The sequence below is a fragment of the Hyphomicrobium sp. 1Nfss2.1 genome (assembly GCF_965243865.1).
Classification (GTDB): Bacteria; Pseudomonadota; Alphaproteobacteria; order Rhizobiales; family Hyphomicrobiaceae; genus Hyphomicrobium_A.
The window spans coordinates 2,441,587-2,457,125 of sequence record NZ_OZ251603.1; the positions used below are offsets into that span (position 1 = coordinate 2,441,587).

At 64.0% G+C, this 15,539-nt stretch carries 17 protein-coding genes; 6 read left to right on the top strand and 11 right to left on the bottom strand.

Going from position 1 to position 15,539, the window contains the following annotated elements; translation table 11 throughout:
• Window positions 1-35 precede the first annotated feature (35 nt).
• Entirely contained in the window at window positions 36-734 is a 699-nt protein-coding gene (locus ACP15D_RS11850) for a YggS family pyridoxal phosphate-dependent enzyme (RefSeq protein ID WP_424957699.1), read from the top strand.
• A 321-nt stretch (window positions 735-1,055) separates the two neighbouring features.
• The gene (locus ACP15D_RS11855) at window positions 1,056-1,943 is read left to right on the top strand and encodes a hypothetical protein (RefSeq protein WP_424957700.1); all 888 of its coding nucleotides are present in this window, start codon (window positions 1,056-1,058) and stop codon (window positions 1,941-1,943) included.
• 236 nt (window positions 1,944-2,179) lie between these two features.
• Here the strand turns inward: ACP15D_RS11855 and ACP15D_RS11860 are convergent, their stop codons facing one another.
• From ACP15D_RS11860 to ACP15D_RS11890, 7 genes are all read right to left on the bottom strand, one after another.
• Window positions 2,180-3,529: a type II toxin-antitoxin system HipA family toxin gene (locus ACP15D_RS11860; protein WP_424957701.1), complete on the bottom strand. Its 1,350-nt coding sequence runs from the start codon at window positions 3,527-3,529 to the stop codon at window positions 2,180-2,182.
• Entirely contained in the window at window positions 3,522-3,857 is a 336-nt protein-coding gene (locus ACP15D_RS11865) for a helix-turn-helix domain-containing protein (protein WP_072369990.1), read from the bottom strand. Before ACP15D_RS11865 ends, ACP15D_RS11860 begins: the two co-directional genes overlap by 8 nt.
• A 284-nt stretch (window positions 3,858-4,141) precedes the next feature.
• On the bottom strand, window positions 4,142-4,390 hold the full coding sequence (locus ACP15D_RS11870; RefSeq protein WP_072369993.1) for a SemiSWEET transporter: 249 nt from the start codon (window positions 4,388-4,390) through the stop codon (window positions 4,142-4,144).
• A 116-nt stretch (window positions 4,391-4,506) separates the two neighbouring features.
• Entirely contained in the window at window positions 4,507-5,031 is a 525-nt protein-coding gene (locus tag ACP15D_RS11875; protein ID WP_072369996.1) for a hypothetical protein, read from the bottom strand.
• 139 nt (window positions 5,032-5,170) lie between these two features.
• A complete protein-coding gene (locus ACP15D_RS11880) occupies window positions 5,171-5,587 on the bottom strand; it encodes a metallopeptidase family protein (protein ID WP_424959226.1) in 417 nt (138 codons plus the stop codon).
• 2 nt (window positions 5,588-5,589) lie between these two features.
• Complete coding sequence (locus tag ACP15D_RS11885; RefSeq protein ID WP_424957702.1) at window positions 5,590-6,387, bottom strand: class I SAM-dependent methyltransferase; 798 nt, start codon at window positions 6,385-6,387, stop codon at window positions 5,590-5,592.
• A complete protein-coding gene (locus tag ACP15D_RS11890) occupies window positions 6,384-7,310 on the bottom strand; it encodes a LysR family transcriptional regulator (protein WP_424957703.1) in 927 nt (308 codons plus the stop codon). The genes ACP15D_RS11885 and ACP15D_RS11890 overlap by 4 nt, the downstream gene beginning before the upstream one ends.
• Window positions 7,311-7,417: 107 nt before the next feature.
• On the opposite strand from ACP15D_RS11890, the gene ACP15D_RS11895 reads away from it, so the two are divergent.
• The gene (locus tag ACP15D_RS11895; RefSeq protein WP_424957704.1) at window positions 7,418-7,648 is read left to right on the top strand and encodes a DUF1127 domain-containing protein; all 231 of its coding nucleotides are present in this window, start codon (window positions 7,418-7,420) and stop codon (window positions 7,646-7,648) included.
• Between the two features lie 51 nt (window positions 7,649-7,699).
• On the opposite strand, the gene leuC is transcribed toward ACP15D_RS11895, so the two are convergent.
• Entirely contained in the window at window positions 7,700-9,115 is a 1,416-nt protein-coding gene (leuC, locus tag ACP15D_RS11900) for a 3-isopropylmalate dehydratase large subunit (protein ID WP_424957705.1), read from the bottom strand.
• Between the two features lie 426 nt (window positions 9,116-9,541).
• Window positions 9,542-10,432 carry a LysR family transcriptional regulator gene (locus ACP15D_RS11905; protein WP_424957706.1) on the bottom strand — a complete coding sequence of 297 codons (891 nt, stop codon included), beginning with the start codon at window positions 10,430-10,432 and terminating at the stop codon, window positions 9,542-9,544.
• 181 nt (window positions 10,433-10,613) lie between these two features.
• On the opposite strand from ACP15D_RS11905, the gene ACP15D_RS11910 reads away from it, so the two are divergent.
• Window positions 10,614-11,483 carry an SMP-30/gluconolactonase/LRE family protein gene (locus ACP15D_RS11910; RefSeq protein WP_424957707.1) on the top strand — a complete coding sequence of 290 codons (870 nt, stop codon included), beginning with the start codon at window positions 10,614-10,616 and terminating at the stop codon, window positions 11,481-11,483.
• 57 nt (window positions 11,484-11,540) lie between these two features.
• Here ACP15D_RS11910 and ACP15D_RS11915 read toward each other — a convergent pair whose 3' ends face one another.
• Complete coding sequence (locus tag ACP15D_RS11915) at window positions 11,541-11,789, bottom strand: hypothetical protein (protein WP_424957708.1); 249 nt, start codon at window positions 11,787-11,789, stop codon at window positions 11,541-11,543.
• Window positions 11,790-11,864: 75 nt separating this feature from the next.
• Window positions 11,865-12,836: a thioredoxin-disulfide reductase gene (gene trxB, locus ACP15D_RS11920; protein ID WP_424957709.1), complete on the bottom strand. Its 972-nt coding sequence runs from the start codon at window positions 12,834-12,836 to the stop codon at window positions 11,865-11,867.
• A 237-nt stretch (window positions 12,837-13,073) separates the two neighbouring features.
• Here trxB and ACP15D_RS11925 point away from each other — a divergent pair, with 237 nt between their 5' ends.
• Window positions 13,074-14,171: a hypothetical protein gene (locus tag ACP15D_RS11925; protein ID WP_424957710.1), complete on the top strand. Its 1,098-nt coding sequence runs from the start codon at window positions 13,074-13,076 to the stop codon at window positions 14,169-14,171.
• A gap of 31 nt (window positions 14,172-14,202) precedes the next feature.
• Window positions 14,203-15,534 (top strand): MFS transporter, encoded by a 1,332-nt coding sequence (locus ACP15D_RS11930; RefSeq protein WP_424957711.1) that lies wholly within the window; start codon window positions 14,203-14,205, stop codon window positions 15,532-15,534.
• The last annotated feature ends 5 nt before the right edge of the window (window positions 15,535-15,539 follow it).

The window sequence follows — 15,539 nt, forward strand, 5'->3', positions numbered from 1 at the left end:
ATGAGCCCTAAAGCACCTTTGGTCAAGGCGGTCCGATGACATCAGACACAGAAGCGGCGGGCGGAGCCGTGGGGCAGCTCGCCGAGGTCGAGGCAAAGATCGCGGCGGCGGCCGAGGAAGCCGGCCGCGCTTCCCACGATATCAGGCTGATCGCCGTCTCGAAAACCTTTGATGCGCCGGAGATTCTGCCGGTGCTCGCCGCCGGCCAGCGCCAGTTCGGCGAAAACCGTGTGCAGGAGGCCAAGGCCAAGTGGCCGGCCTTGCGCACCGAGTACCCCGATGTGCGCCTGCATCTCATCGGCCCGTTGCAATCGAACAAGGCCAAGGAGGCGGTCGAGCTGTTCGACGCCATCCACTCCATCGACCGGCCGAAGATCGCCCGCGCCATCGCCGAGGAGATGCAAAAGCAAGGAAAGCCGCTGGAGCTGTTCATCCAGGTAAACACTGGCGAGGAGCCGCAGAAGGCCGGCGCCACCCCCGCCGAGCTGCCTGAGCTGCTGCGCCTCTGTCGCGATGAGTTTAAGCTCGAGATCGCAGGCTTGATGTGCATCCCCCCAGTCGAAGAGGAACCTGCGATCCACTTCGCCTTCCTCGCCAAGCTCGCCGCCGAGCACGGTCTCAAAGGCCTCTCCATGGGCATGAGCGACGACTATGAAACCGCCGTCGCCTTCGGCGCGACTTACGTCCGTGTCGGCAGCGCCATCTTCGGCCACCGTCCGCGAGTGCCCGGCTGAGGTAGACGTCGCCTCCATACTCCGTCATGGCCACGAAGGTGGCCATCCACACAAACATCGGCGCGCGCGACGCACGTTGGGGAGGGCCCGAGCATCCGGTCTCTCGCAAGACCGTCGCAGCGGTGGGTATGCTGAAGCTGGCGGAGGCGGCCGCCTGCGCGGCCGTGACGACAGTGATGGGGCGAGTTGCGAGTCGGACATCTTCGGCCACCGCCCGAAGCTCTAGGTGCGGTTTTCCAAAGCGAAATCGCGGCTGCCAAATTTGCAAGCGCAACCCGATGCTAGGCTTCAGCAACTGATTCGCTAGCTGGAGGCCATTGCATGAACGCTGTCGCAGCTCGGGCTGATGCAAGCACCGACGCCGCCGTCTCCGATGCGGCCAATGATGCCCGCGGCGAGGTGACGAAGGTCAAAGGCGTCACCAAAGCGACCGCCGCCAAGGCCATCAAGAAGGGCTACTACCACTTCATCGTCGACATCTGGATCACCGACCTCAACGCCACTGAGTTCGGCATCTACAAGCACACGCGCAACCGCGCCAAGTCGCGCCAGTTTACTTCCGACATGGACATCTTCGCCGATGTCACTGAAGGCGGCGAGCGCACCGGCCTCATCGGTTATCGCGAGGACACTTGGAAGAAGGGCGAAGCGAACGATAAGCGCCTCGTCTTCAAGCTCTTCACCGACAACCTCAACTGGCGCGCCACGATGGACCTGATGATCGGCCGCTCGCTGCAGTCGACGATTGCTGCACGCGGCGAGCCGGTGATGGTCTTCTCCATCAACACCGACCAGGACGACTTCGTCGTCTACCTCGAGCGCTCGGCCAACAAGTGGCCATTCCTTCCCGAGCACTTCGGCTTCTTCATTCCCGACGCCGACGGCCAGCCGATTTTCTATCGGCTGAAGCGCGATTTCATCAATCTCGGCGGCGACTACACGCTCTACGACCAGCAGGGCAAGAAGATCGGCCACCTCGATGGCAAGGTGTTCTCCATCGGCGGCAAGTGGAAGGGCAAGGTGAAGGTCGAGCATGCCGACCGCCGGCTCCTGACGGTGCTGCAGTTCTTCAGCGCCATGCAGGTCTTCAACAGCGACTGCCGCCGCTATATGCGCCGCCTCTGGCGCGACATCGTCAAAGGCAAGGTCAAGCCCAAGCTCGATGCCCAGGAGCTCGATCTCTACAAGAACCCCCGCCGCGTCCGCTGAAGTTGGCGACTAGCCTGCACTCCGTCATGGCCACGAAGGTGGCCATCCACGCCAGCTTCCGCAAACGTCTCTAGGCACTCGCAACACTCCGTCGTCCTCGGCTTCATGCCGAGGATCCACGGCTCCGCATTTCCGACGCTCGTCGCGAGAGGACGGATGGGTCCTCGGGACAAGCCCGAGGATGACGTTGCGAGCGGGCACCCGCCACGGGTGATTTTTAGCCGCTGAATTACGCTCTAAGCAGGCCGCGCGGCTTTGGGCTTCGACACACGCCGGCCTTTGCTCGCTGCTGGCTTTGTCTTCGCCAACGGCGGAGCGTCCGGCTCTGCGCCCGCGTCATCGGATAGCCCTGACAACAGCGCCCGCGCGCGCTTTTCGATCGCGCCCGCCACCGTCTCGATCAGGGGGTGACCGCCCGCCGGCATCGCCGCAACGTCATCACCCGCCTTGCGCGCCTCGGCGAGCGCACCCTTCGCCAGCACCTCGACACGCGCAAGGAGCCGGCCGGCATTCAGCCCGACGTCCGCCGCGAACCGCTGCCAGTGACGGCGCTTCAGATGCTCGCCGCGGTTCTTCCCCGCGATCTTCTGCGCCATGTTGCGCGTGACGTGCTCCCACGCTTCACCGCACATGATGTCGTAGATCGGCGCCAGCTTGAAACCGCGCCCGGAGATCATCATCGAATAGTTCTTCGCGTGCGCATCCGTGTTGCACGCGAGCACGTTGAAGATCACGTAGTCGAGCAGGTTGACGACATCCGGCGCCTGCATCGCATTGCGTGTCGTCGCAAATATTTCCGCCAGCGTCGGCCCCGGCACGCCGGTCTGGTTCGACTCGTACTTCGCCGACGGCGGCTTGCCGAGCGCCTGACAGAAATCCTCCTGGTGCAGACGCCGCCACCGCCCCTGCTGCTCCACGCGGTCATAGCGCTTCACCATCAGGTAGGTGCGCTTCCCCGCCTTTCCCGTCGTCACCTCCGGTGCGTTGAGACCGAGCCGCTTCGCCAGCACCAGGCACAGCGCCTCGTTCTGCACGCCACCGAACAACCGCTCTGAATCGGGCTTCATGATCCACGTCGACGGCGCACCGTTGATCGGCACGCAGATGCGCCCCTTCTCGTCGATGGCGACGCCCAGTTTCGTCTGCACGCCGGCGAGCGACATCGACACGCCATCCTCGCCCACCAGAAACGGCTTCGACGGCAGCTCGTTGAGGATCTTCTCCAGCGCCTTGTCGTTGGGGATCGGCTTCCAGTCGTGCGTGCTCGTCGTGCCCGGCTTGCCGATCGACAGCGCGCCCGCGGTATCGCGGCCCAGCTCCGACAGGATGCCGATCACGTCTTCCGGCGCCGCGCCCAGCTGCAGTCCGATGGCGCGTAACTGCGTCGACTCCGGCAGCAGGTTCGCCGCCCACGGCAGGAACAGCCGCGCCGGCACCCGCCGCGGCGACAGCGGCATCAGCAGCGAGATCGGAAACGCGCCGCGCGTCGTCAGCCATTCGGGCGCATAGGTGAAACTCGGCCCGTCGCTCTGCACCAGAATGCTGCCGACCATCCGGCTCTCATAGAAAACAGGCAGCTCAGCCATGATCGTCGTCCGCAATGTCGGGCAGATCGTCGGCGAGGTCCGGTAGCAGCGCGTTGTCGTCGCCGTTGTTGGCGCTCATCAGATCGAACGGGCGCAGGCCCACCGCCGCCGCAACGACCAGCGCCCGCCCGAGCTGGCAGGAGGGCTTTCCTGCTTCCAGCTCGACGATGAAGCGATGGCCGACGCCGGTTGCCAACGCGACGTCATCCTGACGCATCCCCAGCGCCTCGCGCCGCTCGCGTACCATGGCCCCGAGCTGCTGCGCCTGCGCGCGCGCCGCCTTCTCCAGCTCCGTGGCGGGGCGATCTGTTGTTGGCTTCTCTGCCATGACCCAAGTCTCCCGGAGTTCCCGCTCGGGAACATGGAGGCCCGGATCAAGCTCCGGCAGCCCATAAATTCCCGATCGGGAACTTATAACCGGATTCGCCCCTTAGCGCGACCCCATATTCCCGATCGGGAACATAGGCACCCGCAGCCGCCCCTTCAACGCCCAATATTCCCGCTCGGGAACTTCTGGCCGGAATCACCCATCAATCGCCCCGAAAGTGCCCGCTCGGGAACGTGGCATGCCAGTATGCGTCAAGTATATAATCGCCGATCGGGAACCCGACCCTACCCATTCTTGATCTTCAGGTAGAGGATCGTGCCGGCGAGCACGAAGGTGACCGCGTTGGCCATGATCAGCGGCGCATCCCGGATCACGATCCCATAGACCAGCCACGCAAAGACGCCGGTCGTGAAGATCGCGAACGTCGCCAGCGAAATGTCATGCGTCGCCTGCGTGCGCCACGTCTTGATCACCTGCGGCACGAAGGCGACCGTCGTCATCAAACCGGCCAGCAGCCCGAGCAGCGTCACCATCCTGAGGGATCCTATCGGCTTTCCGTGTGGGGCACATTCTCGCCCATCCCGGAAAGCGCTTGCGAGCTTGGAAAGTTGCTTGCCTAGCCGATCGGCCGCAGCCGGCACAGCCAGCTTCAGCGGATGCCGAATTCAGAAAAGCACTGGCGCATGTATTCGCACCGGTGCGAGCCGGAAAAATGCATGGCATCGCCCTTGGCCGGCGAAATGAACTGGCAGATTTCATCGACGCCGCCCGGCGACAGCCAGCCCTGGCGCCGGCCGCGCTGCACGGCGAAGCAGTCCGCGGTTTCCTCGTCTGGCCCGCGGAACTGATGCCCGCACTCGTGCGAGTAGATCCAAAGCTTCACCGGCGTCGATACGCGCGATAAAAGCCGCATGTTCATGATCAGGAAGCCGGGATAGGCCGCGCCGTAGTCGTCGAGATTGTTGTCGATCACGGTCGGCCGCGTGCCGCAATACATCGTGATGCCGTCGAGCTTGAACTCTCCGGCGGGAATGAACGTTGCTTCGCCATTCGTATGCGCGATGTAGTCCTCAGGCGTCGGCGTCTTCGGGTCCTGTGCGAACACCGGACCCGGCAATGCCAGCAATGCAATGAGGCCCCAGGCCAAGCGGCGCGCGCCGCGGCGGATAATCATCGGCAAACTCGTGGAATCCCGAAATAGCCCTCTCCCTTTAGCATGGCGCCGAACCGATCCACTTACAAGCTTGCGGGGCGAGCTATGCAAATTTCGCATTAGGATTACGACGCGTCATCCCGATTGCCGCTTGCATATCTCAGTTGCCCACAGCTGCCTCGATTCGCGCCATGTCGTCGTCGGAAAAGCCGAAGTGATGGCCCACCTCGTGCACCAGCACATGCGTGATGAGGTCGCCCAGCGTCTCTCCCGAGTTGGCCCACTCGTCGAGCAGCGGCCGCCGGTAGAGAAACACCATGTCCGGCTGCGGCGCGATATCGAGCAAGCTCTTCTTCTCTAGGCTGACGCCCTGATAAAGGCCGAGCAGGTCGAACGCATCGTCGATGTCGAGTGCATCCAGCACTTCATCGGTCGCAAAGTCCTCCACCCGGATGAGCAGGTCGCCGGCGGGCGCGCGGAAGGCATCGGGCAGCCGCTCCCAGGCGATCAGCGCCATCTCCTCGAACGTCGCGAGGTCGGGGGCGGCGATGCCCTCCCAGTTCATTGTCGTTTGCATGGTCATCCTGGTTTCTTCGCGACGATGATGGCTTCCTGCAGCGTGAACACCAGCCCGCCGTTCTCCTCGCGCGGGCGCAGGAATGTACGTAGGAGGTCATCGTCGAACAGCATAGACCTCAGCACCTCGACCGTCTCGGGCGTGCACCGCATGCGCTGCGTCCACGATTCGAACGGAATGTGCTGGTCCAACAGCTCGGAGCTGGCGACCGCAAGGCCGGACCGCTGCATCAGGCTGTGCCATTCGTCGACCGTCAGCGCTCGCGCATGGCTCGGATCGCGCGTCTTCTCGTAGATGTTGAACGCCCGCGCCGCATTCATCACCTCGGCCGGCGTTGCGAGCGGCAGCATGGCCTCGTCCGGGCTGACGTTGTCGACCAGCGCGAAAGTGCCGCCCGGGCGCAGCACGCGCCAGCTTTCCGCAACGAACGCACCGGGGTCCGGGAAGTGATGCGCCGCCAGTCGGCACGTAACGAGGTCGAAGCTCGAATCCTCGAAAGGCAGCTTGCTGGCATCCGCCTTCGCCGTCTCGACATTGGCGAGCCCGCGCTCCACCGCCAGCCTCGCAGTCTCCGCGAGCATCTCGTCGGTGATATCCGAGGCAACGACATGCGCGACGAGCGGCGCGAACGCCAGCGCCGTATGGCCCGCGCCGGTCGCGACATCGAGCGCGCGACAAGTTGATTGCGCAGCCACGACGTCGACGAGGCGTTGCAGGCTTGGCCCACGCGCGTGCACGGCCGAGCTGGCATAGTCGGACGCGGAAACGCCGAACTGCTCTTGCACCAGCGATCGCTTCATGGACGCCCCAGTTCAATCTGTTCCGTGGCAGCTGACGCCGCCTGCCGCCGCTCGCCGTAACGCGAGGCGAACTCCTGCCGCACGAACGCCGCGAACTCCTCGGCCACGGCCGAGCGCCCGCTGCGGTGAAAATGCATGTTGATGCAGAACGGCGGCAATTGCGGCAAACCGTCCGCGGCTTCCAGCACCGTGAGATCGGCCGGAACCGCAGACAGCAGCATCGGCGCGATGGCCGTGTCGGCATAGAGCGTGGCTTTGACGGCGTCGAGCACGGTTGCTTCGCACACCGGGCGCCAGTCCCGCCTTGCCGCGGCCAACGCCGCCAGCGCCGAGGCGCGAAACGCGCACGCGGCGCTGCCGAACGACACCGGCAGCGGCTGACGCAAATGCGCCTGGCCGCCCGGCGCGCCCACCCACACCAACGGATCGCGCAGCAGCAGCTCGGCTTTGTCGGGCGTGTCCGGCAGCGTAGACAGCGCAACGTCGAGTTCGCCCGCCTCGAGCGCCGCCAGAAGATCGACCGTGATGCCCGAGATCAGCGTCACGTGCACCCGCGGCCACGCCCTGTCGAACCGCTTGAGCACCGGCGGCAGGTTCGGCTCCACCACATCGTGGGGCACGCCGACACGCAGCTCGCCCTCATAGTGCGGCTTGCTCATCAATCCCCAAACCGCATCGTTCATCGTCAGCATCGATTGCGCATGCGGCAGCAACCGCTCGCCTTCCGCAGAGGTGCGCAGCGCGCGATTGCTTCGGTCGAACAGCGCCACGCCGAATAGCTCTTCCAGCCGCTTCAGCTGCTGGCTCACGGCCGCCTGCGTGAGATTGAGCAAGTGCGCCGCCCGCGTCACGCTCCCCGTTTCCACCACCGCCACGAAGGCGCGCAGCAGGGCAACGTCGATATTTCGGGAGAGGGCTGCCATCGCGGAGCACCATAAGCAACCATGATGCGAAGCATCATAAACATTCGATATGTTTATGGAAGTGGCGCCCCTAGATACGCCTTGCCAGCATCGTGGGAGGAGAATCGATGGCAGAGGCAGAAGAGGAAGGGAGCGGCATCAGGACCCTCTCCCGCCGTTCAGGGTCGGGCTTTGCAAAGCTGTTCAGGTTCGTCGAGCGCGCCAACCAGGTGGCCCGCGAGCGGCGGGAGCTCATGCGCCTCGGCGACGCCGCCCTCAAGGATTTCGCGGTTTCACGAGCCGACGCCGTCGGCGAGGCCAGCCGCCCCTGGTGGGACCTCCCCGCCGACCGCAAATAAGCCCGCAGAGCGCCGCGCAACGCTTGGCGCTTCCGGATGACAGAAGGCCGATTAGGCCGGCCCGCCGTTCCACGAGCGAATGTCGACGAAGTGCCCTTCGAGCGCCGCCGCGGCTGCCATCACCGGCGACAGCAGATGCGTGCGCCCGAGGCGTCCCTGCCGGCCTTCGAAGTTGCGGTTCGACGTCGACGCGCAGCGCTGTCCCGGCTTCAGCTGATCCGGGTTCATGCCGAGGCACATCGAGCACCCCGGCTCGCGCCACTCGAAGCCAGCATCCTTGAAGATCTTGTCGAGGCCTTCCGCTTCCGCCTGCGCTTTGACGAGGCCCGAGCCGGGCACGATCATCGCATACGCAAGGCGATCGGAAATCTTCTTGCCCTCGACGATCTTCGCCACCGCGCGCAGATCCTCGATGCGTCCGTTCGTGCACGAGCCGATCCACACCACGTCGAGACCGACGTCGGTCATGCGCGTGCCGGGCTTCAAACCCATGTAATCCAGCGCCCGCTGCATCGACGCGCGCTTGTTCTCGTTGTCGACCTTCGCGGGGTCGGGCACGAGGCCCGCGATCGACACCACGTCCTCAGGGCTCGTGCCCCAGGTGACGATCGGCGGCAGGCTCGCCGCATCGAGCTCCACCACGGCGTCGAAGTGCGCGCCCTCGTCGGTGTGTAGCGTCTCCCAGTAGCGCATGGCGGCGTCCCATGCGCTGTCCTTCGGCGCCTTCGGGCGCCCTTTGATGAATTCGTAGGTCTTCTCGTCCGGCGCGATCATGCCCGCCCGAGCCCCGCCTTCAATGCTCATGTTGCAGACGGTCATGCGCCCTTCCATCGACAGCGAGCGGATGGCTTCGCCCGCGTATTCGATGACGTGGCCGGTGCCGCCGGCAGTGCCGATCTCGCCGATGATGGCAAGGATGATGTCCTTGGCGCCGACGCCCTTCGGCAGTTGCCCGTCCACCGAGACGAGCATGTTCTTCGCCTTGCGCTGGATCAGCGTCTGCGTGGCGAGCACGTGCTCGACTTCCGAGGTGCCGATGCCGTGCGCCAGCGCGCCGAAGGCGCCATGCGTCGAGGTATGGCTGTCACCGCATACGATCGTCGTGCCGGGCAGCGTGAAGCCCTGCTCCGGCCCGACCACGTGGACGATGCCCTGCCGCTTATCGAGCTCGTTGTAGTACTCGACGCCGAAGTCGCGCGCGTTCTGCGCCAGCGTCTCCACCTGGATGCGGCTGTCGTCGTCGTCGATGCCCTTCGTGCGGTCCGTTGTCGGCACGTTGTGGTCGACGACGGCCAGCGTCTTCTCCGGTGCGCGCACTTTGCGCCCGGTCATGCGCAGGCCTTCGAACGCCTGCGGGCTCGTCACCTCGTGGACAAGGTGGCGATCGATGTAGAGCAGGCAGGTGCCGTCATCCTGGCGCTCGACCACGTGATCGTCGAAGATCTTGTCATAGAGTGTTTTAGCCATGCCGCGTCTCTTGTTTCGATAGGCCTTACCGGCCAGCCTGGGCAACGCAAAGAGCCGCCCCGATGCCGCGGTCGTCCGCGCACGAGGGTGGAGTTTTCGCTTCTTAGCCGCCGATGCTGAAGAAACCGCCCGTTAGATAGCGTCTTGCCGCGCCTCCTGCAAACCCCCCTCAACTGCAACACCACCCACATAATGGTATCTCCCTCCCTCCTTGCGGGGGAGGGTCAGGGGAGGGGGGTGTCCACGACGTCGAGGGTAATGCACCACCCCCAACCCGTCCCTCCCCCGCAAGGGGGGAGGGTGAAGGTGAAGTGAGACGGCAGGTTTATTGAGCTAGAACTTGGAGCTTCGGCCCACCGACGAACTCCCGCCGCCGGTCACCGCAAAGTTCAAGTCGCTGACGATGACTGAGCCGCTGTCAAAGACCTAAAACTTCCACTGCCGCGCCTGGGCCACCATGAAGTCGCGCAACACCTGCACCTTCTTGGAGGCCTTCAACTCTTCCGGATAGACGAACAGGATAGGCAGCGTCGGCGGCTCGATCTCGGTCAGCACCGGAACCAGATCGCCCTCGTTCTCGGTCATGTAATCGGGGATCATGCCGATACCGATGCCGGCCCGGATGGCGATGCGCAGCGCCATCACACTGTTCGCCCGGAACGCCGGCTCGCGCGGGCCACGGCCGTCGCGGCCCGCCGTCTCGATCCACGAAATCGCGGTAAGATGCTGCGCCGGCTGCCCGCTGTACGAGACGATGCTGTGGCCCTCGAGCTCATCCAGCGTCTTTGGCGCCCCGAACCGGCGCACGTATTGCGTGGAGGCGAACGCCCGCACCCGGCTGGTGAATAGCATGCGCCGGATGAGATCCGCCTGCGGCGGCTCCCGCGTCCAGATGGCGACATCCGCCGCCCGCATGCCGATATCGAGCTGGTCGTCATTGAGATGCAGTTCGATGCGGATTTCCGGATAGAGATCGTGAAATTCGCGCAGCCGCGGCGTCAGCCACATCGTCCCGAAGCCCACCGGCGCCGTGATGCGCAATTCGCCCGAAGGCTTCGACGTCGTATCCGACAGTAGCGTCTCGGCGGTGTGCAGCCGATTGATCACGTCGGAGGTGGTGCGGTGCAGAAGCTCGCCCTGCTCGGTGAGCACGAGCCCGCGCGCATGGCGATGGAACAGCGTCACCTTCAGGTCGCGTTCCAGCGCCGAGACTTGACGGCTCACAGCCGACTGGCTCATGTGCAAAGCATCACCAGCGTGCGTGAAGCTTCCGGCCTCGGCAGCTGCGTGAAAGATCCTGAGCTTGTCCCAGTCCATAGGTCGGGCACCGCGTCCTGGCCGAGCATCCCTGCCCTGAGCGAAGAGGCTTCAGGACGGCCGCATCGACATTGTTGCGGTGCAACTTAGACCAGCGTTGGACGCATGGGTAGGGTGACGCGGTCGCGCAGCCCATATAGCAACAGCAACTCAAACAACGAAAATTCCGGGAGGTGTCGCGATGAAGTCGATCGGTGCAGCCATGGCTCTTCTGCTTGCCAGCGGAGCGGCGCTTGCAGGGGCAGCCGCAGAACCCGCCAAGCTCTGGGAGACGCCGGGCTTCAAGACACCGGAATCGGTGTTGCCGGTCCCCGCCGAGGGGTTCGCCTACGTCAGCAACGTCGCCGGCCAGCCCACCGATAAGGACGGCAACGGCTTCATTTCAAAGCTTTCGCTCGCCGACGGTAAGATCATCGCCCTCGAATGGGCCAAGGGCCTCGACGCACCGAAGGGCATGGCGCCGTCCGGTGGCAAGCTCTACACCGCCGACATCGATAAGCTGGTCGAGATCGATCCCGCCAGCGGCAAGATCCTTGTCAAGTTCGAGGCGCCCGGCGCGACGTTCCTCAACGACGTCGTCGCCGACAAGGACGGCAACGTCTACGTCTCGGATTCCAGCACCAGCACCATTTGGCGCCTGGCCGGCGGCAAGCTGGAGAAGTGGCTCGAAGGTCCCGAGCTGAAATTTCCGAACGGCCTCACGATTGACGGTGACAAGCTGATCGTCGCCGCGTGGGGTGCTCCCGGCACCTCTGCGCCTAAGTCCGAGCCCGCCAACCTCATCTCGGTCGGCCTCGCCGACAAGAAGGTGTCCAACCTCGGCGACGGCGCGCCCGTCGGCAACCTCGACGGCATCGAAGCCGACGGCGATGATTTCATCGTCTCGGACTGGGTCGCTGGCAAAGTGTTCCGCATCGCGCGGTCCGGCAAGGCAGACGAGATCCTTGCGCTCAAGCAGGGCACCGCCGACATCGGCTACGTCGCGTCCGACAAGCTGCTGCTCATCCCGCTGATGATGGAAGACAAGGTCGCGGCCTATAAGGTCGAATAAACGAAAAGCGCGGCCCGCTGGGAGCGGGCCGCGCTTTTAAACAATTGCGAATGAGGGCTATTGCCCGTCGGAACCCTCGTGCGCGTCGGTGCCGATCACCGTCATCATCGGCCCTATGACGAGATCACTCGCCGCCGAATCTTCGCTCGGCAGGTCGCACGTATTCGAGCCCGCATCGAAGGTTCCGTTCTTCGCCGCGCATTTGGCGGCAAGATCGTGCGCTGTTGCATCCATCTCGTTGGCGGATGCCGCGCCGGCGGCGAGCACCAGCGCAGCGGACACGGCAACACACTTTAGAAAATTCATGGCGTCCCCCAGTGATTCGATTTTGGAGGGCGCCTCTATTCATCGGCTTGACGTCAATCTTGTGACCTTCGCCGATTATTCGGCCGCTTCCGTCTCGGCCTCGATCTCCAGCGTCGCGAGGTAGCGCTCGGTCTCAAGTGCCGCCATGCAGCCCATGCCCGCCGCCGTCACCGCTTGACGATAGACTTCGTCCTTCACGTCACCAGCCGCGAACACGCCCGGGATCGCTGTCGCAGTAGAATCCGGCCGTGTCACGATATAGCCGGAGCGATTGAGTTCGACTTGCCCCTTGAACAGCTCCGTCGCCGGCGCATGGCCGATGGCGATGAACACGCCGTCTGCCGGCACCTCGGTAATCGCGCCCGTCTTCACGTTGCGGATTTTGACGCCGGTGACCGACTTCGGCTCCTCGGTGCCCACGATTTCATCGACCGCGTGATCCCAGATCACTTCGATCTTCGGATTCTTGGCCAGTCGGTCCTGCAGGATCTTCTCCGCGCGGAAATGGTCGCGTCGGTGCACCACCGTCACCTTCTTCGCGAAGTTGGTGAGGAAGATCGCCTCTTCGACAGCCGTGTTGCCGCCGCCGACAACGACCACGTCCTTGCCGCGATAGAAGAAGCCATCGCACGTTGCGCACGCCGACACGCCATAGCCCTTGAACAGCTCTTCCGATTCGATCCCGAGCCAGCGCGCCTGGGCGCCCGTGCAGATGATCAGCACGTCGCACGTATAGACGTCACCTGAATCGGCCTCGAGCCGGAACGGGCGGTTCTTGAGGTCCACTTTGGTGATGAGATCCATGACGATCTCGGTGCCCATGTGCTCGGCCTGCGCCTGCATCTGCTCCATCAGCCACGGGCCCTGCACGCCCTCGGCAAAGCCCGGGTAGTTCTCGACGTCCGTGGTGATGGCGAGCTGGCCGCCCGGCTGCGAGCCCTGGATCAGCAGCGGCTTCAGCATCGCGCGCGCCGCATAGATCGCCGCCGTGTACCCGGCAGGCCCCGAACCGAGGATCAAAACCTTCACGTGCCTGGAATTGGCCATCTCGCCCTCCTGCCTGCCCGCGCGGTCGCGGCCAAGGTTCAATAAGATTGGGCGGCAGTTAGACCCCTGCAAGGGCCAAGGTCAATGCGCCGAAATGGGCTCGCTGGGGACGCCTCGCGCCCTCCCCTTTCGTCCCTTAAGCCTGCAGCTGGCCGGACACACGTTGTCCCGAATGGCCATGCTACGTTAGCTTGCAATAGGGAGCCGGGAGACCGGGCCAGGGACGGGGTTTGCGTTATGGTGGAAGTACGGGAACGACTGATCACGCGGGCGTTCGGCGCGTTCGACAAGGCATGGACCAGCGTCTGCTGGCCGCTCATCGGCGTCCTCAATTTCATCTTCCGCCCCGATCATCAGACGGGAGACGTTGCCATCTGGCGCGTCATAGCGTGGCTCGCCGCCAACACCGCAATTCTTTATTTCGCCGTCGCCGGACTCAACACCCAGCCGCTGTTCTGGTCGCTGTCGCTGTTCCTCATCATTCACATCCTCATCATCGCTTCCAGCCTGCGCATCATGTACGAGGAAAAGCGCGTGATGGAGGGCTCGCTCGCCGCCGACAAGATGACCTTCTCGGCGCTCGATGCAGTCAATAACGTGCCGATCCTTGCCTCCTCGACTGCCTTCTATATCCTCGGCGTCGCGGCGCTCATCCAGACCGTCGAGCACACCGGGCTAGCCCAGATCCTCCGTCATCGCCCGAGCCTGCCGAGCGAATACGGCGAATACCTCGCCTGCGTCGTCAACGAGATTCCAATCGTCAACACGCTGCTCAACGCGTGGGCCAATCTTGTCAACTACTCCGATAACCTCAGCGCGCAGATCGTCTACAACGGCTGGACGGGCAACGGCGTCCGCATCGCCATCGTCGTCACGCTGTCGATCATCGTCGTGCGTACGCTGCTGCTGCGTTTCCAGCAGTGGAGTCACCAGGTCTCGATGGCGCATGCGCTGGAGAACGGGACCGTCAGCCCCGACAGCGTCAAGAAGCGCCTCGTGCGCGTACCAACCACGCTCAACAGCCGCCTGATGCGCTCTGCACTGACTCACCCCGATACAGCGGTGCGCCGCCGCGCCCTGGCCGCCATGGCGCGCCTCGAGGTTCCCAATTTCGCGCGCGACTTCCTCGAGAGCATCGGCCAGCACATCGAGCGTGACTTGGGTCTCGCCCATATCCGCGAGACGCTGGCGACGATGAATGTTTCTGCACGCGAAAGCATGGCGGGCGAACTGACAGCCGTTATCGAAAAGCAGATGATGACCATCAAAGACGCCATCGACATGCAGACCAAGCAGCGTCTCGACGAGCTGCGCTCGATGCTGAAGCGCGCGTGACGACGCGCAGCAAATAGGAGGAAGTCGGAGGATGGATCATCGCGCGGCCGGCGGCGCCGAGACAGCGACACCGGAAACGTCGCTCGCCGACACCGCCCGCCGCCTCAAGGCGATCTTCGTCGGCTCGGCCGGCAATCTCGTCGAATGGTTCGACTTCTACGCCTATTCGGCCTTCGCGCTTTACTTCGCCAAGTCGTTCTTCCCCACCGAAAGCCCGACTGCCCAGCTTCTCAACGCGGCTGCCATCTTCGCTGTCGGCTTCCTCATGCGCCCCTTCGGCGGCTGGATGTTCGGCCACATCGCAGACCGCCACGGTCGCCGCCTGTCGCTCACCATCTCGGTGCTGATGATGTGCCTCGGCTCGCTCATCATCGCGTTGACGCCGACTTACGCCACCATCGGTTTGGCGGCGCCCATCGTGCTGCTCATGGCGCGTCTCATACAAGGCCTCAGCCTCGGCGGCGAGTACGGCACCAGCGCCACCTATCTGTCCGAAGTGGCGCACCCGGACCATCGCGGCTTCTATTCCAGCTTTCAGTACGTCACGCTGATTGGTGGTCAGCTTCTCGCGATGCTGGTGCTGCTGTCATTGCAGCTCTTCCTGCTGACGTCCGAGCAGCTCGATGCGTGGGGCTGGCGCATCCCGTTTTTCATCGGTGCAGGGCTGGCCGTCGTCATCTATTTCATGCGCCGCGACATGCACGAGAGCGAGGCGTTCGTTGCAGCCGGCGCGGCAGGTGTGCGCGAAAGTCCGATCAAAGGACTACTGCATCATCCGCGCGAGGTGGCCATTGTCGTCGGCCTCACGCTTGGCGGCACCGTCGCCTTCTATACCTACACGACCTACATGCAGAAGTTCCTCGTCAACTCGGTCGGACTGCCGAAGGAGACATCCACCATCATCGCCGCGGCCACTCTCTTTCTCTATATGTGCCTGCAGCCGATTGTCGGCGCGATCTCCGATGTCGTTGGTCGCCGCCCGGTGCTCTTGTCGTTCGGCGTTCTCGGCACGCTGATGACGGTCCCCATCCTCACAACCCTGCAGAACACCGACAGTGCGTGGACCGCCTTCTTCCTCATTATGGCGGCGCTCGTCATCGTGTCTGGCTACACCGCGATCAACGCAGTGGTGAAGGCTGAGCTGTTTCCAACCAGCGTGCGTGCCATGGGCGTCGGCTTTCCCTATGCCGTCACTGTCGCCCTGTTCGGTGGCACCGCCGAGTACGTCGCGCTCTACCTGAAAGAGATCGGCTACGAGCACGCATTTTACTGGTACGTCACCGGCTGCATCGCCATCTCGCTCGCCGTCTACGCCCTGATGCGTGATACGCGCGACGCTTCCGCCATGGACCGCCACGTCTAGGGCAC